Here is a 26,535-nt window from a genome sequence, read left to right as displayed (position 1 = left end):
TCGGCGTCAAGCTCACCACCCTGCGCCCCGAGCAGGCCGCGTACATCGGCGTCCAGGTCGAAGGCCCGTACAAGCCCGACCACTACCGCTACTGACGGCCATGGACACCGTGGACACCGTCGAAGCCGCTGCGGACGCCCTCGAAACCGCCGGGGAAGCCGCCGCCGGGGCGCGTGACCCCTGGCTCCCGGACCGGCTGTTGCGCACCGAACGGGACGCGCTGGTCCCGCTGCTGCGCCGGACGCCCGAGGCCTTCTACGGGCTCCGCACCGCCTGCCCGGGCTGGACCGTCCGGGAGGTCCTCGCCCACTGCGGGGCGGCCCTGGTGCGCATCGTGGAGGGCCGGCTGGAGGAAGGGGTCTTCCTGCCGGCCGCCAACGCAGCGGACGTGGCCGAGCGCGCCGACTGGCCCGTGGGCCGGATCGTGGACGAGCTGGAACGCGGGCTGACCGAGGCCGGCCCGGCCATCGCCGCGGGCGACGGCACGCTGGACACGGTGGCCCTCGGGGAGTGGATCCACGCGGGCGACGTCCGCGCGGCGCTCGGTGAGCCGGGGGAGTACGCCGGCGACAGCCTGCCGCTGGCCCTGCCCCTGCTGCGCACCGCCAGCCGCAGGCGCGGGACGCCCCGGCTGCTCGCCGACATCGGCGGCCCCCACGGGCCGCTGGTCCTGGGCAACGAGGTGCCCGGCCGCCCCGCCGCCCGCTACCGCGGGGACGCGGCGACGCTGATCCGCCTCTACTCCGGCCGGCCGCTGGTCGCGACCCGTTACGAACTGGCGGGCGCGACCGAGGCGGAACTGCTCGTCTACCGGTGACCCCGGACGGAACGCGGGCCGGGCCCCCTCCGCCCCAGGAGGCGAACGGGACCCGGCCCGGGCGGGAACCCCGCCCGGTCACTCGATCCTGACGACCTGGAAGGCCTCCGCCATCCGGCCCGCGGGCAGCCCCGCCGCCCGGGCGTGCTCGCCCAGCCACTCCCGCAGCAGCCCCGCCAGATCGTCGAAGTGGGCGGTCTGCGAGGTGTGGATGCGCAGGGCCTCGACCTTGCGGTCGAAGACGGGGGTGACGTCGATGTACTGGTTCGGCGTCGGCCCGGTCATCAGCCACAGCTCCGGCACGATCCACGGCTCCAGGCCCTCCTCCTTGAGGAGCTCGGGGTGCGCGAACGGGTTGCGGGCCTCGGGGTAGACGGCCCGCAGGGCCGCGTCACCCACCGCGCGGTGGTCGGGGTGCAGGTCGGCGATGCGGCCCCAGTTGATCTCCGGGCTCGGGATGACGGCACGCTGCGGGCGGACCTGCCGGATCACCCGGCACAGGTCGCGGCGCAGCTCCACGCTCGCCTCGACGTAGCTGTCCGGGTAGCCGAGGAAGCGGACGTCGTCGACGCCGCTGCGCTTGGCCGAGTGCACCTGTTCGGCGCGGCGCAGGTCCCCCATGGCCTGGCGGGGGAGCTGCTCGTCGTACCCGCCCGCCCCGCCGTCCGTGACGATGCAGTACGTCACCCGGGTGGTGCCCTGCTCGATCCACCGCATGACCGTCCCGCTGACGCAGAACTCGATGTCGTCCGGGTGCGCGGCCACGACCAGCAGGGATTCGGGCGCGCTGCGGTCTGGGCGATCGGTCGCGAAGTGTTCCATGTGATCAGCCTGTTCGGCGGGGGCGCGGCCCGCAAGGCGGCTCCTTTGGCGTACTCGCGACATGTCGCCTCTACGCCACTCGAAGACTTCACTGCTCCAGATCGTTGAGGGAACCACGCGTGCGTGGGAAGCGGAGGCGTCCGGCATGGGCAGGATTTTCGGCTCTCTCTCGGCCGGGGCGGCACGCCCCGACCCGGCCGAGCTCGCGGCGGTCTCCGCCCGGCAGCGGCACGGCGGCCCCGACGAGCACCAGGTGCTGCGCGGGCCGGGCTGGTCGCTGGGGTGCGACCGGCTCGCCGTCACCGATCCGCTCGGCGGGCGGCAGCCGTACCGGCTGGCCCACCTGCCGGGGGTCACGGCCGTGCTCGACGGCCAGATCTACAACCACGCCGAGCTGCGGCGCGAACTCGCCGCCCGCGGCCACCGCTTCCCCGACCTGTGCGACGGCACCCTGCTGCCCGCGCTGTACGCCGAGTACGGGACGGGGTTCGCACGGCGGCTCGACGGCATGTTCGCCGTCGCCGTCCTCGACGTCCGCGCGAGCCCCCGGCTGGTCCTGGCGGCCGACCCCATGGGCCTCAAACCCCTGCACTACCACCAGGGAGCGGACGGGGCGTTCCGCTTCGCGTCCGAGATCCCGGCGCTGCTGGCCTTCGACGGGGTCCGCACCGCCCCGCGCGCGGACAGCCTCGACACCGTCCTCGCCCTGCGCACGCCGATCTCCGCCCGGACCGCCCTGGAGGGCATCAGCGTCCTGCCCCCGGGCGCGACCGCCGTCGTCCACCCCGGCCGGCCGGCCGCGCTGCGGCGCCGGCCCCCCGGGCAGGACGCCCCCGAGCGGCCCCGCCCGGCCACCGCGGACGTGCTGCGCCGCGAGGTGCGCCGCCTCGCGCGGGCCGACGTACCGGTGTGCGTCCTCACGAGCGGCGGCCTCGCCTCGGGCCTGGTCACGGCGCTGGCGGCCGAGTACGCCCGGGAGGACGGAGCACCCGCCCCGCACACCTTCCACCTCACCCACCGCGGCAGACGGCCCGACCCCGAGGCCGCGCAGGCCCGCGCCGCGGCCCGGCACGCCCGTACCGTCCACCACGAAGTCGCCCTGGACCCGGCCGAGCTGGGCTCGCTGCTGACCCGCACCGTCCGCCACCTGGGGCAGCCCAGCGCCGACCCCGCCGCCCCCGGCACCTACGCCCTCTTCCGGGCCGTACGGCAGGCCGGCTACAGCGTGGCCCTGACCGGGGACGGCGCCGACGAGCTCTTCGGCGCCTCCGCGCGGATCCGGCCCGCGGGCCCGGCGCCCTTCGTCGCGGACTGGGCCGCCGCCTACACCGACGGGCTGGCGGCCGCGCCGCGGCTGCTCCGCGAGTACCTGTACACGCCCGCCTACCGGGACTTCATCGCCGAGGAGGGCTCCGCCGCCGACCGCGTCGAGCGGGAGCTGCGCTCGGCGGGCGGCGACCGGCTCACCGCGATCACCGCGTTCGAGACCCGCTGGCGACTGCCCGGCCGCCTGCGCCGGACCGACCACCTCGGGATGGCGTCGGCCGTCGAGGCCCGCATGCCGTTCTGTCGGCCCGCGGTCGCCGAGCACGCCCGCTCCCTCGCACCCCGCCGCCTCCAGGACCGGCGCGCCCTCGCCGAGGCGGGCCGGGAACTGCTGCCCGGGGCGGTGCTGAAACGCCCCGGCCGGCCGTTCGCCCTGCCCGTCACCGCGATGCTCGTACCCGGCGGCCCGCTCCTGGAGCCCGTACGCGAACTGCTGTCGGCGGAGCGGCTGGCGCGGGCCGGGCAGGTCCGGCCCGACCGGGTGCGGACCCTGCTCGCCCGTCAGCTGGAGCGGCCCTCGGACCACGACGCGCTCGCACTGTGGGCGCTGGCCACGCACGAGCTGTGGAGCGAGGTCGTCCGGGGGATGCACGTACCGGTGGACTGCGCCGCCTGAGGCCCCCCACCGGCCTCGGCCGGGGCCCTGCTGGCGTGTCCACGCAACGGCGCGAATGCGCAAGCCAATACCAGACCGTGCGGTTCGTTTCTCTGTCAGGCTTGGCTGGGCACCCCACTCGTTCCGTTCCAAGCCTCGCTGCGTCCTGAGCACCACAGCGTCAAGGAGGTCCCATGAGCACCCCCGTCTGGATCACCGCGACCCCGCCGGCCACCCACGGCGAACTGCACGTCGGCCATCTCGCAGGACCGTACGTCGCCGCCGACGTACTGGCCCGCTACCTGCGGGCCGAGGGCGAACCCGTCCGGTTCACCACCGGCACCGCCGACCACGCCAGCTCCGTCCACGTCCGCGCGCTGCGCGCCGGCCGCAAACCGGAGGAGGTCGCCGAGGGGTACCGCGCCGCGATCACGTCGGACTGGCTGCGCTCGGGCGTCGAGTTCGACCACATCGTGCGGCCCCGCCAGGACAAGGGGTACGGGCGCCGGCTGGCGGAGCTCTTCCAGCGCCTCCACGCGGACGGGGTCATCGCGGCCCGCACCCGCCTCACGCCGTACTGCGAACCCTGCGGACGCTGGCTCCACGGAGCGCACGTCACCGGCACCTGCCCGCACTGCGCGGCGGTCAGCGAAGGCGGCATGTGCCACGAGTGCGCCCGCCCCAACGACGGCGGCGACCTGCTGGAACCGCGCTGCGCCCAGTGCGCCTCCCCGGCCGTGCCGCGGCGCTGCCGGCGCCTGTACATCCCGCTGGAGCCGCACCGGGAGGCGCTCGCCGAGTACTGGGCCGCCACCGGTCTGCCGCCCCGGCTGGCCGCGCTGTGCGAGTCGCTCGTCGAGGACGGCCTGCCCGACATCGCGGTGTCCCACCCCGCCGAGTGGGGGCTGCCCGTCCCGGTCGACGGCTTCCCCGAGCACCGCATCGACGGCTGCTTCGAGGCGGCCGCCATGCACCTCTTCGGCCACGGCGACCAGCCGCTGCCCGAACGGGCCGTCCACTTCTGCGGCTTCGGCCACGCCTTCTGCCACGCGGTGCTGCTGCCGGTCCTGCTGTTCGCGCAGGGGGTCGAGCTACCGCAGCACTTCTGCGTGAACGAGGCGTACGTCATCGAGGACGAGGCGCTCGTGTGGGGCTCCGGCCAGAAGGCCTGGGCCCTGGACCTGATCACCGAGTACGGCTCGGACACCCTGCGCCGGCACGTCCTCCAGGCCCGGCCGCTGGGCCGGCGCACGGCGTTCCACGCCGACCGGCTCGCCGCCGCCCGCCGGGAGCTGGACGAGAGCTGGAACAACTGGCTCGGCCGGCTGTTCACCGCCGTCCGCGAGGAGTGCGCCGGGCTGGTCCCGGCGGCCCTGCCCGGGGGCGCCGGCTGGGAGGTGCTGGAACGGCGGCTGCTGCGCGGCCTGGAGGACCTGCGCGAGGCCTACTCGCCGGAGGCGTTCGACCCGCGCAGGGCGGTGGCCCTGCTCGACGAGATGGTCCGCTCGGCCGCCGACTTCGGCCACGTCAACGCGCACGAGGCGCACCGCCCCACCGCCGGCGGCCGCCACCTGCCCGTGCTGGCGGCGCAGCTGGCCGTGGCCCACGCCCTGGGAGCCTGGGCGCGGCCGGTGATGCCCGAGGGCGCGGACCGGCTGGCCGCGGCCCTCAAGGCGGAACCCGGCGGACCGGTCTCCGCCGCGGCCCTCGTCCCGCCCGCACCGGGGACCCGGCTCGCGCCGCCCTCGGGACCGGTGTTCGGCTTCTAGGGATTCTCGTCAGCCCCTCCCCGGCGCGTCCCGTACCACCCGCACGACAGCACGACGACAGAAACGACAGCATCCCCACTTCGCCGCGTGACCGCGCGCCGGTCGCCCGGCGGCGCAGGGCGGACGCGGCCCCTGCCCGTAGGAGCTCCACGTGTCCCTGCGCGTCGCCATGCTCAGCGTCCACACCTCGCCGCTGCACCAGCCCGGCACCGGGGACGCGGGCGGCATGAACGTCTACATGGTCCAGCTCTCCCGGGCCCTCGCCGAACAGGGCATCGAGATCGACCTGTTCACCCGCTGCCGCGGCGAGGAGCGCCCCGCCGGGGAGGCCCTCGGCCCCGGCCTGCGGGTGCGCCACCTGGAGGCGGGCCCGCGCGCCGCCCTCCCCAAGGAGGACATGCCCGCCCTGGTGCTGCCCTTCTCGCTGGCCCTCCTCAAGGAGCAGCGCCGCTACGACCTCGTGCACTCGCACTACTGGCTCTCCGGGCAGGCCGGCCGCATCGCCGCCGCAGGATGGCGGATCCCGCTGGTGCACACCGCGCACACCCTGGCCCGGGTGAAGAACGCGGCCCTCGCCGACGGCGACGCCCCCGAGCCGGAGCTGCGGATCCGGGGCGAGCACCAGGTCGTGGGCTCCGCCGACCGGCTGATCGCCAACACCGCCGACGAAGCGCAGGCGTTGCGGGAGCTGTACGGGGCCGACGCGCGGCGTACGGAGATCGTCCGGCCGGGCGTGGACCTGCGCACCTTCGGGCCGGGCCGGGGGCGGGCGGCGGCACGGGCCCGGCTGGGACTGCCGGCCGACGCCTTCGTCCCCCTGTACGCAGGCCGCATCCAGCCCCTCAAGGGCCCCGACGTGATGGTGCGCGCCATCGCCGAACTGCTGCGGGAGGTACCGGAGCTGCGGCGGCGGACCATCGTCCCGGTGGTGGGCGGGAACTCCGGCGCCGGGCCGCGCGGTGAAGCCTGGGAGCTGGTGCGGGAACTGGGGGTGTCGGACGTGCTGCGCCACTGTCCGCCGGTCCCGCAGGCGGAGCTGGCCCGGTGGTACCGGGCGGCGGACGTCCTGGTGGTGCCCTCGCGCAGCGAGTCCTTCGGCCTGGTTGCGCTGGAGGCGCAGGCGTGCGGGACCCCGGTCCTGGCCTCGGCCGTCGGCGGGCTGCCGACCGCCGTCCGGGACGGGGTGACGGGGCTGCTCGTACGCGGCAACGACCCGGTGCGGTACGCCCGGCACCTGCGCTGGTTCGCGGAGCACCCGCAGGCGGCGGCCGTGATGGGGCGGGCGGCGGTGCGTCACGCCCGGGAGATGAGCTGGCAGGCCGCGGCGGCGCGGACCCTGGAGGTCTACCGGGACGTGCTGGGGGAGGAGCGGTGGGGGCCGGAGATGAGTGAGGCAGGAGCGGCGGCACGCCCCTGCCTCGCCGACACCTCTCCCCTGGAGGGTCGAGAAGGCCGGAAGGCCACCCTAACAGCTCTTTTGAGTTGACCAAAGATGCGCAGGTGTAACGTCTGCGTGAACTCCAGATCCGCCTCAAACGCGCTACAGGAAAGTGGCCCGGCCGTGGAATCCATAAGACAATGGAGATGTCTTCGACGGAATACCGGCGGCACGGATCCGCGGAGACGGAAATCGCCATTCCAGCTCCCTGGAGGAATCATGTCCGCCGCGCACACCACCGGAATGTTCGGGAACGTCCGCCCCACCGCCCCCGTTCGCCCGCTCTGTACCGCGGCCGGCACCGGCCGGTCCTCCTCCCGCGCCGACGACAACGGCTGGGACTGAACGACCCGGCCCTTTCCCGCGGATGAAGCCCCGTGACCGCCCTAGGGCGGTCACGGGGCTTTTCGCGATCCCGTTCCGGCGCATTCGGTGCTGCGGAGTATTGCGGCGGTATTTCAGCGCATCTGCTCAGGGCGGCCGGAAAAACAGTCCGGATGCACTGGAACAGCGCCGCCGGGGCGCCGGTCAGTCCAGCCAGCCGAGCCGCTGGGCGCGGACGCCGGCCTCGAAACGGCTCGACGCACCCATTTCCTGCATCAACTCGGAGAGCATGCGGCTCACCGTCCGCAGGGACACCCCGAGATTTCGGGCGACCTTCTCGTCCTTCATGCCCGAGGCGAGCATTTTCAGGGCGGCCCGCTGCTGCTCGGATAATCCGTCGCCGCCGAGTTCCTGGGTGACGTCGTCGCCGTACGGGGTGGCCGCGTGCCAGCAGTGCTCGTACAGCGCCAGGTAGGAGCGGACCAGGGCCGGGCCGCGGGCGAGGATCGCGCCCGCCGAGCGGTCGTCGGGGTGCACGGGCAGGACGGCGAACTGCTGGTCCGCGATGATCATGTTCATCGGGACGGCGGGGGACAGCCGGATCTCGACGCCCGCCTCGACCCGGCGCCGGAGCATCTCCACGGCCTCCGGGGAGGTGGTGATGCGCTGGTGGTAAATGGCCCGGATGCGCACGCCGTTGTCGATCTGGCGGCGGTCGCGGCTGAGCACGCGGTCCGCCACCTCCCGGACCAGCGCCGTCACGTGCATGGACGCCAGGTCGTGCCGGATGACGTCCGTGATGTCCTCCAGCACCTGCTGGATCCGGCCGTAGTCCTCGAGGATCTCCACCTCGACGGCGGAACCGTTCAGCGAACCGGGCCGCAGGAACCGTCCGACCAGGGTCTCCAGCGCGCTGTAGGCCCGGTCGGACTCGTCCAGGTGCTCGCGCAGCCGCTCGCGCTCGCGCTGGAGCATCCGCAGCAGGGCGATCTCGGGGTCGACCACGGTGACCGCGTCCGGTCCCGGTTCCCAGGCGCCGGACTGGAGGTCGGCGCGGGTGGCGTGGGTGGTGCCGGTCGGCACGATCAGGCCCAGGGAGCTCAGCTCCGCGCGCCACTTCTCGTACTCCTCCGGGGCAAGCCCGAGCTCCCGGAAGACCTCGTTCAGGTCGGACACCCCGCGCAGGCGCAGCTCCTGATAGAAGGCCAGCACCCTGTCGGCGGACTGGATGCCGTCCCTGCCGTCGCCCGTTGCCATCGCGAAGCGACCCCCTCATCTTACGAATCGACAGTCACACTTTGGCACATACCTACGGGAGGCCTCCCGCCCCGGCGGAGGGGATGTGACGGGCGTCACAGGAGGCCTCTGAGGGGCGCGGCGCGGCTCCCGGCCGCCCCGGACGCGGCGTCGCGCGGGCGGTCCCGGGCCGCGTGGGGAAGCCGACTCCCGTGCGCGGAGCGCGAGAAGGGGAGGCGGACCGGTCAGTCCTGCGGCTCGTGCGCGCAGTCGGGGCACAGCCCCTTGTAGATGACCTCGGCGCCGTCGCCCATCCGCCAGGCGCTGATCGCCTCGCCGGCCGGCTCGGGCACGTCGGCCTGGACGTTCTCCACCCGGCCGCAGCGCACGCACAGGGCGTGCTGGTGGGGCGGGCCGGAGATCTCGAAGACGGCGGGCAGGCCGGGGCGGTCGAACTTCGACGCCAGTCCGGTCTCCAGGAAGTGGCGCAGCATCTCGTAGACGGCCTGGCTGGTCAGCGTGCCGAGCCGCTCGCGGGCCGTGGCCGTGATGGACTCGACGTCCATGTGCCCGCCGGCCGCCAGGACTTGCAGCACCTCCAGGCGCGGCCCCGTGACGCGCAGCCCCACGTCGCGGAGGCGCTGGATCACCGCCTCGCGGCCGGTCGGCTCCTCCACGACAGCCCTCACTCCGCCACCATCCGTGATCTGGTCCACTCAAACCTTTGTGGGCATCGTACCTCTTGCCCAGCCCCGTGGACCGGTGGCGGGGTCCCTCAGCCGTCGGCCCGGCAGACGAGCAGGACGCTCTCGGTGCGCTCGTCGAGGCGGTGCCGGCGCCGGCGCTCCACGCGCAGCCCCGCCGCGTGCAGTTCGGCGGTGAGGCGTTCCGGGTCGACGATCCACTTCCGGGTGTCCCGGGCCACCCGCTCGGTGCTCAGCTTGCCCGTGCGGACGGAGTGGTAGGTGATGTGCTCGCTCATGTCGTCCAGGTCGAACACCTGGCGGGCCACCGTCCATTCCTCCACGCCGTCGAACCGGGGCACCTGGAAGGCCCACGTGCGCCGGGGGTCCTGCGACAGCCCGCGCAGCCGGTGCGCGGTGAAGTCGAGGGCGAGTGCGCCGCCCGGCTCCAGGTGCGAGGCGATCTCGCGCAGCAGCCCGGGGCGGGCGTGGGGCGGCACGGCCGAGATCATCGTCCCGGCCAGCAGGGCCAGCCGGTAGGAGCCGCGCAGCCGCAGCTCCGCCAGATCAGCCCGGGTGGTCACCAGCAGCCGCGACACCTGCGGCCCGATCCGCCGGCCCCAGGCCCGCAGCCGCTCCAGACTGGCGGCGTCCCGGTCCACGGCCTCGACGTGGAAGCCCTGGCGGGCGAACGGCACCGCGAGCCGTCCCGCGCCGCAGCCCAGGTCCAGGACCGGGCCGCCGCAACTGCGCGCCAGGCCCAGGTAGCGGACGATGTCCGCGCTGTGCGGGCCGAGCAGCGCGTCCTGGAGCCAGCCCGCGTCCTCGTCGGCGGGCGCGGCCGACTCCAGGCCCGGCAGGAAGTCGGAGGGCGGCAGGACGGCGGTCGAGCCGTACGGCCCGGGGGCGCCGGCAGCCGGGTGCGCGGCCGGCGGGGCCGCGGTGAACGGGGCGGGCACGACCGGCAGGACGGGCAGGGACATGCCGCTCGGGGTGTGCATCGCTCCTCCAGGGGGTCGCTCGGTCCAGCCGTCCGGGGCGGGGCTCCCGTGCCGCCGGGACCGCGCCGCCGGTGAAATCCTGTCCCGCGCAGGAGGCGCGGGGCCAGAGCGGCGGGCTGCGTGAACACGCGATGGCGTGGATCCGCCACGCCCCGCCCTGGCGGGAGGGGCCGCGGCGGACGGCCGTCAGAGCGGACGGCCGTCAGAGCGGGCGGCCGAGCCGGACCGGGGTGAGCTCGCCGAAGCCGTGGTGGGCGAAGAAGGGGAGCGCCGCGGCCCGTTCGACGGGCAGCGTGATCCGCTGGGACGCGGCCCCGTGCGCCCGCATCCGGCCGGTGGCCGCCTCCAGCAGCGCCGAACCGACGCCCTCGCGCCGGCGCCCCGGGGTCACGCACAGGGCGTAGATCTCGCCCTCGGAGGCCACCGGTACACCCCCTGACACCGCTCCCACGAGGGTGCCGTCGGCGGCCGCCGCGACCAGCCAGCCGAGCCAGCCCGGCGCCCCGCCGGGAATTTCAATTTCCGCTCTAATGCGGGGCAGGGCGCAATGGTCCGACACCAGCCGGGCGGCCCGGATTTCCCCGAGGGCCTCGCCGTAGCCGTCGCGAATCGCTTCGGCGAGGAGCCGGGAAATCGCCGTCGCGTCACCGGGCGCTGCCGTCCGCACGTCAGCCAGCAGCATTCTTTCCGCACCTCTCGCCGTACCGGTCCTGAGCCCGCACGCGCTCAGAATAGCGGCAATTCGAGTGGCCGGGCCCGGCTGGAAATCTACGAATTGGCTTAGTAAATAACCGGGTTGTGACGGGAGAGGCGGAGTGCCGGGAGGAAGAGCGGCATCCGCATATCAGGTGGTCCAGCAGCAGGCGACGACCAGCGGAACCACGGTGGACACCGCCGCGGCCACCGCCAGCGTCCCGCGCAGCACCGGGCGGCCCGCCCTCCGCGGCTCCAGGATGCGCCGCATCCGCACCGCGGCCGAAGGGCCGCCCGCCGCGAACGCCCTGCGCGGCGCGTGTCCCGAGGCCAGCGCGTACAGCGCCGTGGCCAGGGCGTCGCCCGAACAGCCGCGCAGCGCACGGTCGTCGGCGGCCATCTCCAGCAGCAGCGGCACGGTCCGCCCGCCGATCCGCGCCAGCGGCAGCCGGCGGAAGACGGCCGAGTAGGCGCTCGCCGCCGCGACCAGCAGGTGGTGGCGCCCGCCGATGTGGGCCCGCTCATGGGCGAGCGCGGCGGCCAGCTCCTGCTCCGTCAGGACCTCCAGGGCCCCCGAGGAGACCACGACCCGGCGCGAGCGCCCCGGCAGGCAGTACACCGCCGGGCGCCCGTCCTCCAGTACGGTCGCGCGCAGCCGGGCGTCGTACCGGCCGACGAGGCGCAGCAGTTCGGCGTGCCGGGTGCGGGACCGGCGCGCCCGCACGAGCTCGGTCACGAAACCGGTGGCCGGCACCGTCAGCACCGCGAGCGCCGACGCCGCGGCGAGGGCCTCGCGCACGGTGGCCGCCGCCAGCCGTGCGGGCGGGGGCGGCGCCAGCGTCATGACGGCGTCGACGAGCCGGTGGCTGGTCTCCGGCGGGAGCAGCAGCTGCGCCGGCAGCATGGCCGTCGACAGCGCGAAGACGGCGCCGCAGGCGATCCACGCGGCGAGACCCATGCGGGGCACCTGCTGGGCCCAGCGGGCGCGGACCAGCAGCCACGGCAGCACCAGGCCGGTGATCAGGGCGAGTCCGAGGGGCGGCAGGACGTGGTGGTTCACCGGCCGTTCCCGTCGGCGGGGCGGCCGGGACGGGCGGCGCGCAGGGCCTCGTCCAGCGCCTCCACGTCCTCGTGCGACATGCGCTCCACGAACCGCAGCAGCGCGGCCCTGCGGTCCTGGCTGTCGCCGAGCGCGTCCTGCATCAGCGCCGCGGTGTACTCCTCGCGGCTGCGCACCGCCTCGTACATCCAGGCCCGGCCCGACTTCTCCCGGCTCAGCCAGCCCTTGCGGTACAGGATGTCGGCCACGGTCATGACGGTGGTGTAGGCGACCTTGCGGCCCCGGTTTATGTCGTCCACGATCTCGCGGACCGAGGCGGGGCGTTCCCACTGCCACACCCGGTCCATGATCTCGGCCTCCAGCTCTCCCAGCCGGCGTACGCGCATCCCTCTCGGCCCTCCCCCTCGCGAGCGGTTCATCGTACGGCCCGCCCCGCCCGCGGGGGCATACCCCGGCCCCGTACGACGGGCCCCGGACGGCCGCCGCCCCTCCACCGCGTCGTGCGGGTGGAGGGGCGGCGGGGGCGGCCGGGAGGGCGGTGGCCAGGTGCGGATCAGGCGGGCGGCGGCCCTGGTGGCCTCGCCGGCCTTCTCCTTCGCCCGTGATCTGCGTAACCGGCCACGGGGGCTCCTCAGTCGGCGGCGGCCCGGAAGCCGCGCAGACGGAGGCTGTTGCCGACGACGAAGACCGAGGAGAAGGCCATGGCCGCACCGGCGATCATCGGGTTGAGCAGCCCGGCCGCGGCGAGCGGCAGGGCGGCCACGTTGTAGGCGAAGGCCCAGAACAGGTTCGAGCGGATGGTGCCGAGCGTCTTGCGGGCGAGCCGGATGGCGTCCGCCGCGGCCCTCAGGTCGCCGCGTACGAGGGTCAGGTCGCCGGCCTCGATGGCCGCGTCGGTGCCGGTGCCCATGGCCAGGCCCAGGTCGGCCTGGGCGAGCGCCGCCGCGTCGTTGACGCCGTCGCCGACCATCGCGACGCTGCGGCCCTCGGACTGCAGCCGCTTGACGACGTCGACCTTGTCCTGCGGCATGACCTCCGCGATGACCTCGTCGATCCCCACCTCGGCGGCGACGGACTCGGCAACGGCCTTGTTGTCACCGGTCAGCAGGATCGGGGTGAGGCCCAGGGCGCGCAGCCGCCGGATCGCCTCGGCACTGGTGTCCTTGACCGCGTCGGCGACCTCCAGGACCGCGCGGGCCTCGCCGTCCCAGGCCACCGCGATCGCGGTGCGGCCGGCGGCCTCCGCCTCGGCCTTGGCGCGCTCCAGGTGCGCGGGCAGCTCCATCGCCCACTCGGCGAGCAGCTTGCCGCGTCCGACGAGCACGGCGTGGCCCTCGACGACGCCCTGGACGCCGAGGCCGGGGATGTTGGCGAAGTCCTCGGGGGCGGGGAGGGGGCCGGCCTTCGCGGTGGCGCCGGCGGCGACGGCCTGCGCGATCGGGTGCTCGGAGGCGTGCTCCAGGGCACCCGCGAGGCGCAGCACCTCGGCCTCGTCGGTGTTGTCGGCGGTGTGCACGTGCAGCAGGGTCATCCGGCCGGTGGTGACGGTGCCGGTCTTGTCCAGGACGATGGTGTCGACCTTGCGGGTGCTCTCGAGGACCTCGGGGCCCTTGATGAGGATGCCGAGCTGGGCGCCGCGGCCGGTGCCCACCATCAGGGCGGTGGGGGTGGCCAGGCCCAGGGCGCAGGGGCAGGCGATGATCAGTACGGCGACGGCGGCGGTGAAGGCGGCCGCGAGGCCCGACCCGGTGCCGAGCCAGAACCCGAGGGTGGCCAGGGCCAGTCCGATGACGACCGGGACGAACACCGCGGAGATCTTGTCGGCGAGCCGCTGGGCGGCGGCCTTGCCGTTCTGGGCGTCCTCGACCAGCTTGGCCATCCGGGCCAGCTGGGTGTCGGAGCCGATCCGGGTCGCCTCCACGACCAGGCGGCCGCCGGCGTTGAGGGTGGCGCCCGTGACCGCGTCACCGGCGGAGACCTCGACCGGGACGGACTCGCCGGTCAGCATGGAGGCGTCGACGGCGGAGGAGCCCTCGACCACGGTGCCGTCGGTGGCGATCTTCTCGCCGGGGCGCACCAGGAAGCGGTCGCCGACCTGGAGGTCGGCGGTCGGCACGGTGACCTCGCGGCCGCCGCGCAGCACCGTGACCTCCTTGGCGCCCAGTTCGAGCAGCGCCTTGAGGGCGGCGCCGGCCTTGCGCTTGGACTTGGCCTCGAAGTACCGCCCGGCCAGGATGAAGGCGGTGACGCCCGCCGCGGCCTCCAGGTAGATGTTCCCGGCGCCGTCGGTGCGGGCGATGGTGAACTCGAAGGCGTGGGTCATGCCGGGCGTGCCGGCGGTGCCGAAGAACAGCGCCCACAGCGACCACAGGAACGCCGCGATCGTGCCCACCGAGATCAGGGTGTCCATGGTGGCCGCGCCGTGCTTGGCGTTCGTCCAGGCGGCGCGGTGGAAGGGCCAGGCCGCGTACGTGACGACGGGCGCGGCCAGGGTCAGCGAGAGCCACTGCCAGTACTCGATCTGGAGGGCCGGGACCATGGCCATCGCGATGACGGGCACCGCGAGCGAGACGGCCGTGACGAGCCGCTGGCGCAGCGGACCGAGCTCGTCCGGCTCCTGCTGCTCCGTCCCGTCGCCCGGCGTGCCGCCCGTCCGCGCCGGCGCCGGCTCCTGCGCGGTGTAGCCGGTGGCCTCCACGGTGGCGATCAGGTCCGCGACGGAGACGTCGGCGTCGAAGGTGACCTTGGCCTTCTCGGTGGCGTAGTTGACGGTGGCCTCGACGCCGTCCATGCGGTTGAGCTTCTTCTCGATGCGTGCCGCGCACGAGGCGCAGGTCATGCCGCCGATGGCGAGCTCGACCTGGGCGGCGCCGGAGGTGATGGTGGTCATGAGTGCTGCTCCTCGTTCGAGCGCGGGGTGGGGGCCGGGGCCCGTGGGACGGACGGGGCCCCGGCGGCCGGGTGGGTCGGGGACGGGCCCGGGTGTCAGGCCCGGCCGGTCAGCTCGTAGCCGGCGTCGTCCACCGCCGCGGTGATCGCGGCGTCGTCGGGCTCGCCGGCGGTGGTCACGGTGACCACGCCTCCGTCGACGTCCACGTCGACGGAGACGACCCCGTCGAGGGCGCCGACGGACGCGGTGATGGCGGTGCGGCAGTGCCCGCAGGACATGCCGGTCACGCGGTAGACGGTGGCGGTGGTGTCGACGACGGCCACGGTCGTCGTCTCGGCGGCGCCGGTGCCGCAGCTGCCGTCGGGGGTGCAGCAGGAAGACATGTGTTTCTCCTTGGTCGGGCTTCTGCGTCCGGGATACCCGTCGGGGGTATCCCGGACTGACTCCAGATATACCCCCCGGAGGTATGTACCGCAAGTGCCTAGCCGGCTTGACTTGATACCCCTGGGGGGTATCGTGAAGTCCATGGAACCGCTGGATGCGGCAGTGGAACGTACGTCGTAGGGGAGATCAGCCATGAACACCGGAGTGAAGATCACCGTTTTCGCCGCCGCGCTGGCGGCGACCTTCGGCACCGCCTACGGGGTGGGTGCGGGCGTGGGTCCGGTGGGCGCGCCGGCGCACGGGGGGCGGCACGCGGCGCAGGCGCCCGCCGGCTCCGCGGGGCACGGGGGCCACGACCAGGCGGCGGCCCAGGGCCCCGCCGCGGGCGGGCTCCAGGTGTCGGAGGGCGGCTACACCCTCACCCTGGACACCCCCCAGGTCGCGGCGGGCCAGGGTGAGCTGCGGTTCTCGGTCAAGGACGCGCAGGGCCGCAAGGTCACCGCGTACAAGACCGAGCACGGCAAGGAACTGCACTTCATCGTGGCCTCGCGCGACCTCACGGTCTACCGCCACCTGCACCCGGTGCGGGCCGGGGACGGGACCTGGTCCGCACCGGTGGACCTGCCCGCGCCGGGCGCGTACAAGGCCTTCGCCGACTTCGCGCCCGCCGCCGGGGGCGCGAAGAACGTCACCCTCGGCGCGGACCTCTCGGTCCCCGGGGCGTACGCGCCGAACCCGATGCCGCCGGCCGCGCGCACGGCGGAGGTCGACGGCTACCAGGTCGCCCTGGGCGGGACGCTGGAGCCCGGCAAGGCGGGCGAGCTCAAGCTCACCGTCAGCAAGGACGGCAAGCCCGTCACCGACCTCGAGCCCTACCTCGGCGCGTACGGCCACCTCGTCGCCCTGCGTGCCGGAGACCTCGCCTACCTTCACGTGCACCCCAACGAGGGCGGCCCCGGCCCCGACGTCTCCTTCACCGCGACCGCCCCGAGCGCGGGGACCTACCGGCTCTTCCTGGACTTCCAGCACCAGGGCACGGTGCGTACGGCGGCCTTCACCGTCACCGCGGGCGGCGGGGCCGAGCCGGTGGCGGAGCCGGCCGCGAGCCCGGCCGCCGGCGCCGCGGTGGAGGAGTCGGGCGAGCACTCGCACTGAGGCGTGCCCATCGCCTGCATACCCCCCAGGGGTAGAAAGGTCCGCGACGAGAGGGACGAACGGGAAGGGATCGCCGTGCCCGCTTACACCGCACACCCCGCTGACACCGCCCCCGCCTATGCGGCGCACAAGGACGACGTCCTCAAGCGGCTGCGCCGCATCGAGGGCCAAGTGCGCGGCCTGCAGCGCATGGTGGAGGAGGGGACGTACTGCATCGACGTGCTCACCCAGGTCAGCGCCGCCACCAAGGCCCTGCAGTCCTTCGGGCTGGCCATGCTGGAGGACCACCTCCACTCCTGCGTCGCCGACGCCGTGGCCGAGGGCGGCGACAGGGCGCGCGACAAGGTGGAGGAGGCCTCGCGGGCCATCGCCCGCATGGTCCGCTCCTGAACGGCCCGCCCGCGGAATCTTCTTGACGTCGAGAGGGATGTGAGGGCAGGCTGCCGTGAAGTATCTCGATATCGAGATACTTCCTCGGGGGAGACGGAGGCCCGCCATGCGGCGGCGGAGCACGGCACGGCGCGACACGGACCACGACGGCGCCGAGGGCGGCCTGATCGCACAGCTCAGGCGGCCGCCCGGCGGCCGTGACGCCCGGATCATGATGCTCGCCCAGCTGCTCGACCGCACCGGCACCGGTGTCTGGGCGGCCTCCTCCGTCCTCTTCTTCACCTTCGTCGTCGGCCTCGACGCCGGACGGCTCGGCCTGATGCTCGGCGTCGGCGCGGTCGCGGGCATCGCGGGCTCACCGGTCGCGGGCCACCTGGCCGACCGGATCCCCGTACGCCCCCTGCTGATCGCCTGCCACCTGCTGCGCCTGGCCGCCCTCTGCGCGATGCTCTTCGTCACCCGCTTCGACCTGCTCGTGGCGATCGTCGCCGCCACCCACCTCGGCGACCGGGCGGCCAAGACCCTCGAGATGCTCTTCGCCACCCGGGTCGCGGGCGAGCGGCGCGCCACCTACCAGGCCCTGTCCCGCAGCGCCGCCAACGCGGGGTACGCGCTCGGCGCCGGCATCGCCGCCGCGGGACTCGCCGTGGGCACACGCGGCGCGTACGAAGTCCTCATCCTCGCCAACGCGCTGTCCTTCCTCGCGGCGGCCGTGCTGGTGTGGCGGACGCGGGAGCCGCGCGGCCACGGCCGCCTGGTGGCCGCCGCACCGGACGGCTCGGCACCGCACGGCATCGGACCGGACGGCACCGCACCGGACGGCATCGCGCGGGACGGCGCCGCGCCCGCGGTGAAGGGGCCCGGCGCGAACCCCTGGCGGGACCGGGGCTACCTCCGCTTCGTGCTCCTCGACATCCCTATGAACCTGGACGACTCCCTCCTGAACGTCGGGCTCCCGCTGTGGCTCGTCCACCACACCGACGCGCCCCACGCCGTCGTCCCCGCCCTCCTCGCGCTCAACACCGGCCTGGTCCTCGTCCTCCAGCTCACCGTGTCCGCGAAGGTCTGCGGGCCGCGCCGGGCGGCGGCCGCCGTCGCCTGGTACGGGCTGTTCCTGCTCGGCGCCTGCGTCCTCGTCGCCGTCACCCCCGAGCACGGGCCCTGGACGGCCACCGCGACCCTGCTGGCCGCGGCCGCCCTCCTCACCGCCGCCGAGCTGGTGCGCTCGGTGTGCTCCTGGGAGCTGGCCGTCTCCCTCGCACCGCCGCAGGCGAGGGCCTCGTACCTGGGGGTGGCCGGGATCTCCCCCTCCACTCAGAAGGCCGTCGGGCCGCTCCTGCTGACCGGCGCCGTCATGGCGGCCGGCCCGCTCGGCTGGGTGGCGCTCGGCACCGGCGTGGCCGGCCTGGCCCTGGTCCAGCGCAGGTGGGCCCTGCGCCGCCTGGCGGCCGTGCTGCCCGTACCGGCCCTCAGGTAGCGCACCGCGCGCGGCGCAGGCCTTGACAACGGGCGCCGCTCCCAGTGCAGTTGGCACCGCGTCCCCCCCGACCGGCAACCGCACCCCGAAGGGTCAGCGCATGACGAAGCCCGAGAGCCCGGGGTACGGCCACGACGTCGTCATCAGCGGGGCGAGCCTCGCCGGCAGCGCCGCGGCGATCCTGCTCGCCCGGCGCGGTGCCCGCGTCGCCCTGCTGGAGCGCCGCTCGGACCCCGAGGCGTACAAGGTGCTGTGCACCCACTCCCTCACGGCCAACGCCTACCCGGTGCTGGACGAACTCGGCCTCGTCCCCGCGCTGGAGGAGGCCGGCGCCGTCCGCAACACGGCCCGCTGGTGGACGCGTTGGGGATGGATCGAACCGAGGGCGGCGCCGGCGGGCCCCGAACTGCCCTACGCGTACAACATCCGCCGCGCCACCCTCGACCCGCTGATCAGGTCCCGTGCGGCGCAGACCCCCGGCGTCGACCTGCTCCCCGGCCACCGCGTCACCGGCCTCGTCCGGGAAGCCGGGCGCACCGTCGGGGTGCGCGTGTCGACACCGCGGGGAGAGCGCGAGATCCGGGCCCGCCTGGTGGTCGGCGCCGACGGCCGGGACTCGGCCGTGGCGAGGTCCGCCGCGCTGCCCGCCCGGCGGTACGAGAACACCCGGTTCGGCTACCTCGCGCACTTCCGCGGCCTTCCGCTGCACGGCGGGATCGGCCAGGCCTGGTTCCTCGAACCCGACATGGCGTACGCGTTCCCCAACGACGACGGGGTGACGGTCCTCGCGGTGCTCCCGGACAAGCAGCGGCTGCCGGCCTTCCGGGAGGACCTGGAGGGCAGCTTCCTCGACTTCGTCCGCGCCCTGCCCGAAGCCCCGCCCATCGACTCCGCCGAGCGCATCAGCAAGATCATCGGGACGGTCGACTACCCCCTCCTCAGCCGCGAGCCGACCGCTCCGGGCGTCGCGCTCATCGGCGACGCCGCCCTCACCGGCGACCCCCTGTGGGGGGTGGGATGCGGATGGGCCCTGCAGTCCGCGCACTGGCTGGCCGAGGCGGTCGCCCCGGCGGCGGCCGGCCGGGGCGACCTCGACCGCGCGCTCGCGGCGTACGCCCGCACCCACCGGCGCCGGCTGCGCGGCCACCAGTCCCTGGCCGCCGACTACGCCAGGGCCCGTCCGTTCAATCCGGGGGAGCGGCTGATGTTCTCCGCGGCAGCGCGCGACGAGGCGATGGCGCGGCACATGCACCTGTTCGCCTCCCGCCTGATCGGCCCGCTGCGCTTCCTGAGCCCCGCGGCCCTGGCCAGGGCCGCGGCCGTCAACATCAGGCACCGCGCGGCGGCCGCGCCGGACCCTGCCGCCGGCGGGCGGCCGGGCGCGCGCTGAAGCGCCCGCACCGCCGGCGGGCCGGACGGGGGCCGGATCAGACGATGCCCTCCGCGATGTCCGCCTGTTCGCGGGCGGTGCCGTAGGCGGAGGGGGTTCCGTACGAGCGCCGGGCGGCGTACCACCACACGCTCGCGAGGACCAGCACCACCGCGAGGGCGATCACCGCGTAGTTCATCGAGTCGATCGTGACCGGGGACTTCTGCGGCAGGCAGAACAGGACGGTGACGAGGGCCACCCAGACGACGGCGACCCATCCGATCGGCCGACTCCAGCGCCCCAGGCTCCACGGGCCGGGCCGGAACCGGTCGCCGGCGCGCAGCCGCAGGTAGATCGGGATGGCGTACGCCGGAGTGATGCCGATGACGTTGATGGCGGTCACGGCGCCGTACGCGGTGGCGGAGTAGAGCGAGGGCAGCGCGAGGACGCCGGCGACGACGACGGAGAGCCAGACGGCCGGTACCGGCGTCTGCGTGCGGCCGCTCACCCTGCGCCACAGGGCGGAGCCGGGCAGCGCGTTGTCACGGCTGAAGGCGAAGACCATCCGGCTCGCGGCGGCCACCTCGGCGTTGCCGCAGAAGAGCTGCGCGACGATGACGACGAGCAGCAGGGCGGTGGCGCCGCCGGAGCCGAGGGCGTCGAGGAAGATCTGGGCGGGCGGGACGCCGGTGGCGCTGCCCTGCACGGCCGCGTAGTCCTGGATGGCGAAGGTGAGCCCGGCGAGCAGGGCGAATCCGGCGAGCCAGGAGACCCAGATGGCCCGGACGATGCCCTTGGCCGCGGAGACGGAGGCGTTGGAGGTCTCCTCCGAGAGGTGCGCGGAGGCGTCGTAGCCGGAGAAGGTGTACTGGGCGAGCAGGAGGCCGATCGCCGCCACGTAGAACGGGTTGGCCCAGCCGGTGTCGTTGACGAACTCGGTGAAGACGAACGAGACCGACTGGTGGCGGTCGGGGACGAGGGCCAGGGCGCCGACGATCACCGCGACGCCGCCCAGGTGCCACCAGACGCTGACCGAGTTGAGCACGCTGACGAGACGGACGCCGAACAGGTTGAGGACGGCGTGCAGCAGCAGGATGGCCAGGAAGATCAGGAAGGTCGAGCCCGGGGTGGGCACGAACCCGAACTGGAGGTTGAGGAAGGCGCCGGTGAACAGGGCGGCGCCGTAGTCGATGCCGGCGATGGCGCCGAGGAGGCCGAGCAGGTTGAGCCAGCCCGTGTACCAGCCCCAGCGCCGTCCGCCGAGCCGGTCGGCCATGTAGTAGAGCGCGCCGGAGGTCGGGTAGGCGCTGGTCACCTCGGCCAGGGCGAGGCCCACGCAGAGGACGAACAGGCCGACGCCGGCCCAGCCCCACAGCATCACGGCCGGGCCGCCGGTGCCGAGGCCGAAGCCGTACAGGGTCATGCAGCCGGACAGCACGGATATGACCGAGAAGCTGATGGCGAAGTTGCCGAAGCCGCCCATCCGGCGGGCGAGGACGGGCTGGTAGCCGAGCTCTCTGAGCCGCTCCTCCTCGTCCTTGAGGGGCGGGGCGGCCTTGCGGTCCGGACTGGCTGCCGGCGTGGTGCGCGACATGGCGGTACCTCCGAGATGCGTGGAGCACGGGGGACGGGGGAGCGGGGAGGGGAGTGAAGGGGCGGCTGTGGTTCCGGCGCCGCGGGAGGAGGGGCGGGGAGGTTCAGTTCCGCTCGGCCAGGCTCCGGGACCTGGCGAGCAGGAACACTTCCTCGGCCAGGGCCGGGTCGGCCGGGTCGCGGGTCCGCTGGGCCCACGGCAGGGTGGTCCAGTACCCGCCCATCGCCTCGAAGACCCGGGCCGCCCCCTCGAACCGGTGGGCGCCCCACAGGGCGTGGGCGAGATGGTTCAGGTCGAGCGGGGAGGCGTGCGCCGGGTCGGCGTACGGGAACCAGGCGTCCAGGGCGTGCACGGCGTCACGGATGGCGTCCTCCGCGACCCAGTGCAGGTCGAGGGCCCGTTCCTGGCCGCCTTCGCGGCGGTAGCGCTCGACGTGGACGTAGAGCGGCAGCAGGTGGACGGGGGAGCCGGCCGGAGCCGTGCCGGCCGCCCAGCGGGCGAAGGTGACGGCCTCGGCCGGAGGCCGGCCCGCGTACACGAACTGGAGCATCCGGTGGTAGGCCTCGCGGTTGTACGGGTCCCGCTCGTCGGCCTGCCCGAGGAGGCCCCAGGGTCCCGGGGGCAGCATCGGGCCGGGCGGCGGCTGCCGGTGCTCGTCCATCCGGCAGTGTTCGTCGAGGAGGGCCAGGGCGAGCAGGCAGACCCAGGGCACGGGGTCGGCCGGGCTGAGGCCGGCGCTGCTGCGGCAGGCCTGCCAGGCCTCCTGCCACAGCTCGTGCGTACGGGGGTGCCCCGCGCGGTGGGCCCGGACGGCGCGTTCGACGGTGACCCGGGTGTGCATCACCGTCGCGGCGACGCTCGTGGGCTGCTCGGTCCTCCAGGCCTGCACCACGTCGGAGCCGGCGGCGACCGCGGCGAGGACCTGGGTGCGCTGGGTCCACAGCCCCCAGCCGTCCGTGCGTTCCAGCAGCCGCGCCATCGACAGCCAGCGGCCGGTGCGCACGTCCTGGACGGCGGCGCGCAGGTCGTCGTCCAGGCCGGCGGGATGGTAGACGGGCCGGAAATCGCCGGCCATCACCTCGCCCCGGGCGACGTGCGGCCGGATCGGGCTCGTCTTGCGGTCATCGTGGTCATGGGTCCTCGGATCGCTGGAGGGACGGTCGGGTCCGTCTGGCGTCCGAGGCCGCACTGCGGTCGGGCCAGCACCAGGGATGCGTGAACCTGCGCGAACCGTTCGGCGAACCCCCGGCCGTCGAGTCACGTGCGGCGCCGTCACCGCCCGTTGATCGGCGATCACTATAGAGCGGGTGCGGCCGTTCGCACCCCTGTTCTTCGTCGAACGCAAGTATCAAGCCACGCAGGGCATGTGAGGTGGCGTCATATCGACCACGGCCGTCCCGGTTGGATCTTGACGGACGCCCTCCGCTGGTGAAGGCTTCCGACCGACGATCGACGACCTGCCGGAACGCGGACGGAGTGGTGATGACGGGCCCGGTGCTCGCAGTGGACCAGGGCACCTCGGGAACCAAGGCCCTCGTGCTGTGCCCGGAGCGCGGCGTCATCGGCTCGGCCTCCGCCCCCGTACGGCCCCGGTACCTGCCGGACGGCCGGGTGGAGGTCGACCCCCGCGAGCTGCTGGACTCCGTCGTCGGCGCCGGCCGGGCCGCGCTGGCGGCGGCCGGTGAGCCGGTGGTGGCGGTGGGCCTGGCCAACCAGGGCGAGACCGTACTGGCCTGGGACCCGGCGGACGGCGCACCGCTGACCGACGCGATCGTCTGGCAGGACCGGCGCGCCGCGTCCCTCTGCGCCGAAATGGCCCCGCACGCCGAGGAGTTGCGCCGGCGCACCGGCCTGCCGCTCGACCCGTACTTCGCCGCGCCCAAGATGGCCTGGATACGCCGCCACCTGACGCGCGAGGGCGTCGTCACGACCAGCGACGCGTGGCTGGTGCACCGCCTCACCGGTGAGTTCGTGACCGACGCGGCGACCGCGGGCCGTACCCAGCTGCTCGATCTCGACACCGTCGCCTGGTCGGAGGCGGCCCTCGACGCCTTCGGCCTCACCGGCGAGCCGCTGCCGCGGATCGTCGACGCCGACGCCCCCGCCGGCACCACCTCCGCCTTCGGCCCCGTACTGCCGCTGACCGGGCTGCTCGTCGACCAGCAGGCGGCGCTGCTCGCCCAGAGCGTCACCGAACCCGGCACCGCCAAGTGCACCTACGGCACGGGCGCGTTCCTGCTCGCGCAGACCGGCCCGCAGCCGCGCCGCAGCACCTCCGGGCTGGTCGGCTGCGTGGCCTGGCGCCTCGCCGGACGGACCAGCTACTGCCTCGACGGCCAGGTGTACACCGCCGCGTCCGCCGTGCGCTGGCTCACCGACCTCGGCGTGATCTCCGGCGCCGAGGACATCGACACCGTGGGCGCCGGCGTCCCGGACGCCGGCGGCGTCACCTTCGTCCCCGCCCTCGCCGGGCTCGCCGCCCCCTGGTGGCGGGGCGATCTGCGGGGCTCGGTCACCGGACTCGGACTCGGCACCACCGCCGGGCACCTGGTGCACGCCCTGTGCGACGGCATCGCCGCCCAGGTCGCCGAGCTCGCGGACGCCGCCGCCGCCGACCTGGGCGCGCCGCTCACCACCCTCCGCGTCGACGGCGGCCTCACCCGGTCCTCCCTGCTGATGCAGGCCCAGGCCGACCTGCTCCGCATCCCCGTCGAGGTGTCGGCGCTGCCGGACGCCACCGCCCTCGGCGTCGGGGCGGTCGCCCGGCTCGGGCTCGACCCGTCCCTCACCGTCCACGAGGCCGTCCCGCGCTGGCAGCCGTCCGCCGTCTACGAGCCCAGGGCCGGCGCGGACGAGGCGGCCGAGCGCCGCGCACGCTTCCGCACGGCGGTCGCGGCGCTGCTCGACGGCGCGGCATGACCGTCACCACCGGCGGCCCCCTGCCCGGCGGGGAGTACGACGTCACGGTCATCGGCGCCGGCGTGGTGGGCACCGCCATCGCCCGCGAACTGGCCCGGCTGCCGCTGCGGATCGCCCTGGTCGACGCGTCCGACGACGTCGGGGACGGCACCTCCAAGGCCAACACCGCCATCCTGCACACCGGTTTCGACGCGGTGCCCGGCTCCCTCGAATCCCGGCTGGTCCGCGAGGGGAGCCGGCGGCTCGCCACGTACGCCGCCGAGAGCGGCATCCCGGTCGAACCGCTCGGGGCGCTCCTCGTGGCCTGGGACGAAGAACAGCTGGCCGCGCTGCCGGGCCTCGCCGAGAAGGCCGTCCGCAACGGCTACCGCGCGGCCCGGATCGTGCCGGCCGGGGAGGTGCGGGCCCGCGAACCGGAACTCGGCCCCGGCGTGCTGGGGGCGCTCGAGGTGCCCGGCGAGTCCGTCATCTGCCCCTGGTCGACCACCCTCGCGTACGCGACGCAGGCCGTGCGGGCCGGCGTCGACCTCCACCTCAACTGCCGCGTCCGGGCCGTGACGTCCGGCGACCCCCACCTCCTGGCCACCGGCCGGGGACCGCTGCGCACCCGCCACCTCGTCAACGCGGCCGGCCTGTACGCCGACGAGATCGACCGGCTGCTCGGCCACGCCGACTTCACCGTGACGCCCCGGCGCGGCCAGCTGATCGTCTTCGACGAGCTCGCCCGCGGCCTCGTACGGCACATCCTGCTGCCGGTACCGGGCGCGCTCGGCAAGGGGGTCCTGGTGACACCGACCGTGCACGGGAAGGTGATGCTCGGGCCGACCGCCGAGGACCTGGACGACAAGACGGCCACCGGATCGACCGCCGACGGGATCGCGCTGCTGCGGGAGAAGGGCCGGCGCATCCTGCCCGCGCTCCTGGAGGAGGAGGTCACCGCCGTGTACGCGGGGCTGCGCACCGCCACGGGCTCCGAGGACTACGCCGTCCGCGCCCACCCCGCGCAGCGGTACGTCACCGTGGGCGGGATCCGCTCGACCGGCCTGACGGCGTCGATGGCGATCGCGGCCCACGTGGTGGAGCTGCTCGCGGACGGCGGCCTGGCGACCTCCGGCGCCGTGGAACCGGAACCGGTGCGCGTGCCGAACCTGGGCGAGGCGTTCCCGCGCCCCTACCGCGACGCGGAGATGATCGCCGCGGACCCGGAGTACGGCCGCATCGTCTGCCACTGCGAACGCGTCACCCGCGGGGAGATCCGCGACGCGCTCGCGGCGACCGTCCCGCCCGGCTCGCTCGACGGGCTGCGGCGGCGCACCCGCGCCCGGGCCGGCCGCTGCCAGGGATTCCACTGCGGCGCAGCCGTCCGCGCCCTGTTTGAGGACGCCCGCCGGTGAACCGCAGGGACCGCCTGGTGGACGTCCTGGTCGTGGGAGCGGGCCCGGCCGGGCTGGCCCTGGCCGCCCGCCTCGCGGCGGCGGGCGCGGGCCGGGTCGAGGTCCTGGAACGCGAGGACGCAGCGGGCGGCGCCCCGCGCCACTGCCACCACCGGGGCTTCGGACGGCCGCCGCTGCCCGGGCTGTCCGGGCCGGCGTACGCACGGCGTGCGGTGGCCGCTGCGGTGGGCGCCGGCGCCGTGCTCCGCACCGGCGTCACCGCCACCGGCTGGTCCGGCCCGCTGACGCTGGAGACCACGAGCCCCGCGGGCCTGGAACGGATCACCGCCCGGGCCGTCGTCCTCGCCACCGGCGCCCGGGAACGCCCCCGCAGCGCCCGCCTGGTGCCGGGCAGCCGCCCGGCGGGCGTCTTCACCACCGGGGAACTCCAGCGGTCCGTGCACCCGCACGGCCGGCCCGTCGGCCGCCGGGCCGTGGTGGTCGGCGCCGAGCCCGTGGCCCGCCACGCGGTACGCACCCTGCGACGGGCGGGAACGGAGGTGGCGGCGATGCTCACGGAGCACCCGCGCGGCACCGCAGTTCCCGGGGTCGCGCTGCTCACGGCGACGACGGTGACGGAGCTGCGCGGCCGGGGCCGGCTGACGGGCGTGGCCGTCCGCCACGAGGACGGCCGGTCGGGGGTCATCGCCTGCGACACGGTGGTCTTCACCGGCGACTGGATCCCCGACCACGAACTGGCCCGCCGCGGCGGCGTCCCCCTGGACCCGGGCACCCGGGGGCCGTCCGTGGACCCCGCCTTCCGCACGACGCAGCCGGGGGTGTTCGCGGTCGGCAACGCCCTCCGCGGCATCGAGCCCGCGGCGACCGCCGCCGCCGAGGGCGCCGCCGCCGCGCCCCCGCTCCTGGCCCACCTCGCGGGCACCCCCTGGCCGGGCCGCGGACCGGCCCTCCTCGTCCGGCCCCCGCTCGCGTGGGTGACGCCGAACCACCTCACGGCTCCCGCCGCCGGCCCCCTCCTCCTGCGCTCCGCCGAGCCGCTGACGGCCCCGGTCGTGGAGGTGACCCAGGACGGCCGCCCGCTGTGGCGCCACCGCTTCCCGACGCGCGTGTCGCCGTACCGCTCCCTGCGCCTGCCGCCGGGGTGGACGACGCGGGTCGACCGCGCGGGCGGCCCGGTGGAGGTGGGCACCGCCTGACGG

At 75.0% G+C, this 26,535-nt stretch carries 24 protein-coding genes; 13 read left to right on the top strand and 11 right to left on the bottom strand.

From position 1 onward, the window contains the following. Both AB0D45_RS26075 and AB0D45_RS26070 read left to right on the top strand, forming a co-directional pair. Positions 1-95 (top strand): adenosylhomocysteinase (locus AB0D45_RS26075; RefSeq protein ID WP_361608646.1); only part of this gene is annotated, 95 nt, incomplete at its 5' end. A 5-nt stretch (positions 96-100) separates the two neighbouring features. Then, positions 101-817 (top strand): maleylpyruvate isomerase family mycothiol-dependent enzyme, encoded by a 717-nt coding sequence (locus AB0D45_RS26070; RefSeq protein ID WP_362463217.1) that lies wholly within the window; start codon positions 101-103, stop codon positions 815-817. 78 nt (positions 818-895) lie between these two features. Here AB0D45_RS26070 and AB0D45_RS26065 read toward each other — a convergent pair whose 3' ends face one another. Next, the gene (locus AB0D45_RS26065; protein WP_361608640.1) at positions 896-1,639 is read right to left on the bottom strand and encodes a PIG-L deacetylase family protein; all 744 of its coding nucleotides are present in this window, start codon (positions 1,637-1,639) and stop codon (positions 896-898) included. Positions 1,640-1,784: 145 nt separating this feature from the next. Here AB0D45_RS26065 and AB0D45_RS26060 point away from each other — a divergent pair, with 145 nt between their 5' ends. The 4 genes from AB0D45_RS26060 to AB0D45_RS26045 all read left to right on the top strand — a co-directional run bounded on the left by AB0D45_RS26060 (position 1,785) and on the right by AB0D45_RS26045 (position 7,112). Continuing rightward, a complete protein-coding gene (locus AB0D45_RS26060; protein WP_362463214.1) occupies positions 1,785-3,581 on the top strand; it encodes an asparagine synthase-related protein in 1,797 nt (598 codons plus the stop codon). 173 nt (positions 3,582-3,754) lie between these two features. Beyond that, positions 3,755-5,329 (top strand): class I tRNA ligase family protein, encoded by a 1,575-nt coding sequence (locus tag AB0D45_RS26055; protein ID WP_362463211.1) that lies wholly within the window; start codon positions 3,755-3,757, stop codon positions 5,327-5,329. Between the two features lie 169 nt (positions 5,330-5,498). Continuing rightward, positions 5,499-6,815, top strand: coding sequence for a D-inositol-3-phosphate glycosyltransferase (mshA, locus tag AB0D45_RS26050; protein ID WP_362463220.1), 1,317 nt, complete (start codon positions 5,499-5,501; stop codon positions 6,813-6,815). Positions 6,816-6,986: 171 nt separating this feature from the next. Further along, positions 6,987-7,112, top strand: a complete 126-nt coding sequence (locus tag AB0D45_RS26045) for a hypothetical protein (protein ID WP_362463208.1) — start codon at positions 6,987-6,989, stop codon at positions 7,110-7,112. A gap of 183 nt (positions 7,113-7,295) precedes the next feature. Here AB0D45_RS26045 and AB0D45_RS26040 read toward each other — a convergent pair whose 3' ends face one another. From AB0D45_RS26040 to AB0D45_RS26005, 8 genes are all read right to left on the bottom strand, one after another. Next, positions 7,296-8,348 carry a helix-turn-helix transcriptional regulator gene (locus AB0D45_RS26040; protein WP_362463205.1) on the bottom strand — a complete coding sequence of 351 codons (1,053 nt, stop codon included), beginning with the start codon at positions 8,346-8,348 and terminating at the stop codon, positions 7,296-7,298. A gap of 224 nt (positions 8,349-8,572) precedes the next feature. Next, the gene (locus tag AB0D45_RS26035) at positions 8,573-9,043 is read right to left on the bottom strand and encodes a transcriptional repressor (protein ID WP_362463202.1); all 471 of its coding nucleotides are present in this window, start codon (positions 9,041-9,043) and stop codon (positions 8,573-8,575) included. Between the two features lie 59 nt (positions 9,044-9,102). Then, entirely contained in the window at positions 9,103-10,011 is a 909-nt protein-coding gene (locus AB0D45_RS26030; RefSeq protein ID WP_362463199.1) for a class I SAM-dependent methyltransferase, read from the bottom strand. Positions 10,012-10,213: 202 nt separating this feature from the next. Next, positions 10,214-10,693 carry a GNAT family N-acetyltransferase gene (locus AB0D45_RS26025; protein ID WP_362463196.1) on the bottom strand — a complete coding sequence of 160 codons (480 nt, stop codon included), beginning with the start codon at positions 10,691-10,693 and terminating at the stop codon, positions 10,214-10,216. Positions 10,694-10,855: 162 nt separating this feature from the next. After that, positions 10,856-11,764: a M56 family metallopeptidase gene (locus AB0D45_RS26020; protein ID WP_362463193.1), complete on the bottom strand. Its 909-nt coding sequence runs from the start codon at positions 11,762-11,764 to the stop codon at positions 10,856-10,858. Beyond that, the gene (locus tag AB0D45_RS26015; RefSeq protein WP_361608622.1) at positions 11,761-12,150 is read right to left on the bottom strand and encodes a BlaI/MecI/CopY family transcriptional regulator; all 390 of its coding nucleotides are present in this window, start codon (positions 12,148-12,150) and stop codon (positions 11,761-11,763) included. Before AB0D45_RS26015 ends, AB0D45_RS26020 begins: the two co-directional genes overlap by 4 nt. Positions 12,151-12,395: 245 nt before the next feature. Further along, positions 12,396-14,654: a heavy metal translocating P-type ATPase gene (locus tag AB0D45_RS26010; protein ID WP_362463190.1), complete on the bottom strand. Its 2,259-nt coding sequence runs from the start codon at positions 14,652-14,654 to the stop codon at positions 12,396-12,398. Between the two features lie 95 nt (positions 14,655-14,749). Then, positions 14,750-15,037: a cation transporter gene (locus tag AB0D45_RS26005; RefSeq protein ID WP_362463187.1), complete on the bottom strand. Its 288-nt coding sequence runs from the start codon at positions 15,035-15,037 to the stop codon at positions 14,750-14,752. 193 nt (positions 15,038-15,230) lie between these two features. Here AB0D45_RS26005 and AB0D45_RS26000 point away from each other — a divergent pair, with 193 nt between their 5' ends. From AB0D45_RS26000 to AB0D45_RS25985, 4 genes are all read left to right on the top strand, one after another. Then, a complete protein-coding gene (locus AB0D45_RS26000; protein ID WP_362463184.1) occupies positions 15,231-16,193 on the top strand; it encodes a hypothetical protein in 963 nt (320 codons plus the stop codon). Between the two features lie 75 nt (positions 16,194-16,268). Beyond that, on the top strand, positions 16,269-16,583 hold the full coding sequence (locus AB0D45_RS25995; protein WP_362463182.1) for a metal-sensitive transcriptional regulator: 315 nt from the start codon (positions 16,269-16,271) through the stop codon (positions 16,581-16,583). A gap of 106 nt (positions 16,584-16,689) precedes the next feature. Further along, positions 16,690-18,060: an MFS transporter gene (locus AB0D45_RS25990; RefSeq protein WP_362463179.1), complete on the top strand. Its 1,371-nt coding sequence runs from the start codon at positions 16,690-16,692 to the stop codon at positions 18,058-18,060. Positions 18,061-18,160: 100 nt separating this feature from the next. Continuing rightward, a complete protein-coding gene (locus AB0D45_RS25985; RefSeq protein WP_362463176.1) occupies positions 18,161-19,450 on the top strand; it encodes an NAD(P)/FAD-dependent oxidoreductase in 1,290 nt (429 codons plus the stop codon). A 37-nt stretch (positions 19,451-19,487) separates the two neighbouring features. Here AB0D45_RS25985 and AB0D45_RS25980 read toward each other — a convergent pair whose 3' ends face one another. Both AB0D45_RS25980 and AB0D45_RS25975 read right to left on the bottom strand, forming a co-directional pair. Beyond that, positions 19,488-21,023, bottom strand: coding sequence for an amino acid permease (locus AB0D45_RS25980; protein WP_362463173.1), 1,536 nt, complete (start codon positions 21,021-21,023; stop codon positions 19,488-19,490). A gap of 103 nt (positions 21,024-21,126) precedes the next feature. Next, positions 21,127-22,098, bottom strand: coding sequence for a hypothetical protein (locus AB0D45_RS25975; protein WP_362463170.1), 972 nt, complete (start codon positions 22,096-22,098; stop codon positions 21,127-21,129). Between the two features lie 407 nt (positions 22,099-22,505). Between AB0D45_RS25975 and AB0D45_RS25970 the strand changes: the two genes are divergently transcribed. Genes AB0D45_RS25970 through AB0D45_RS25960 form a run of 3 tightly spaced genes read left to right on the top strand, consistent with a single transcriptional unit; the run spans position 22,506 to position 26,532 of the window. After that, entirely contained in the window at positions 22,506-23,942 is a 1,437-nt protein-coding gene (locus AB0D45_RS25970) for an FGGY family carbohydrate kinase (RefSeq protein WP_362463167.1), read from the top strand. After that, positions 23,939-25,336, top strand: a complete 1,398-nt coding sequence (locus AB0D45_RS25965) for an FAD-dependent oxidoreductase (protein WP_362463164.1) — start codon at positions 23,939-23,941, stop codon at positions 25,334-25,336. Before AB0D45_RS25970 ends, AB0D45_RS25965 begins: the two co-directional genes overlap by 4 nt. Next, on the top strand, positions 25,333-26,532 hold the full coding sequence (locus AB0D45_RS25960; protein WP_362463161.1) for an FAD-dependent oxidoreductase: 1,200 nt from the start codon (positions 25,333-25,335) through the stop codon (positions 26,530-26,532). Before AB0D45_RS25965 ends, AB0D45_RS25960 begins: the two co-directional genes overlap by 4 nt. The last annotated feature ends 3 nt before the right edge of the window (positions 26,533-26,535 follow it).

Source organism: Streptomyces sp. NPDC048352, from assembly GCF_040651895.1.
Classification (GTDB): Bacteria; Actinomycetota; Actinomycetes; order Streptomycetales; family Streptomycetaceae; genus Streptomyces.
Note: the sequence above shows the minus strand (reverse complement) of the source record. Positions and strands in the feature narration are given on the sequence as shown.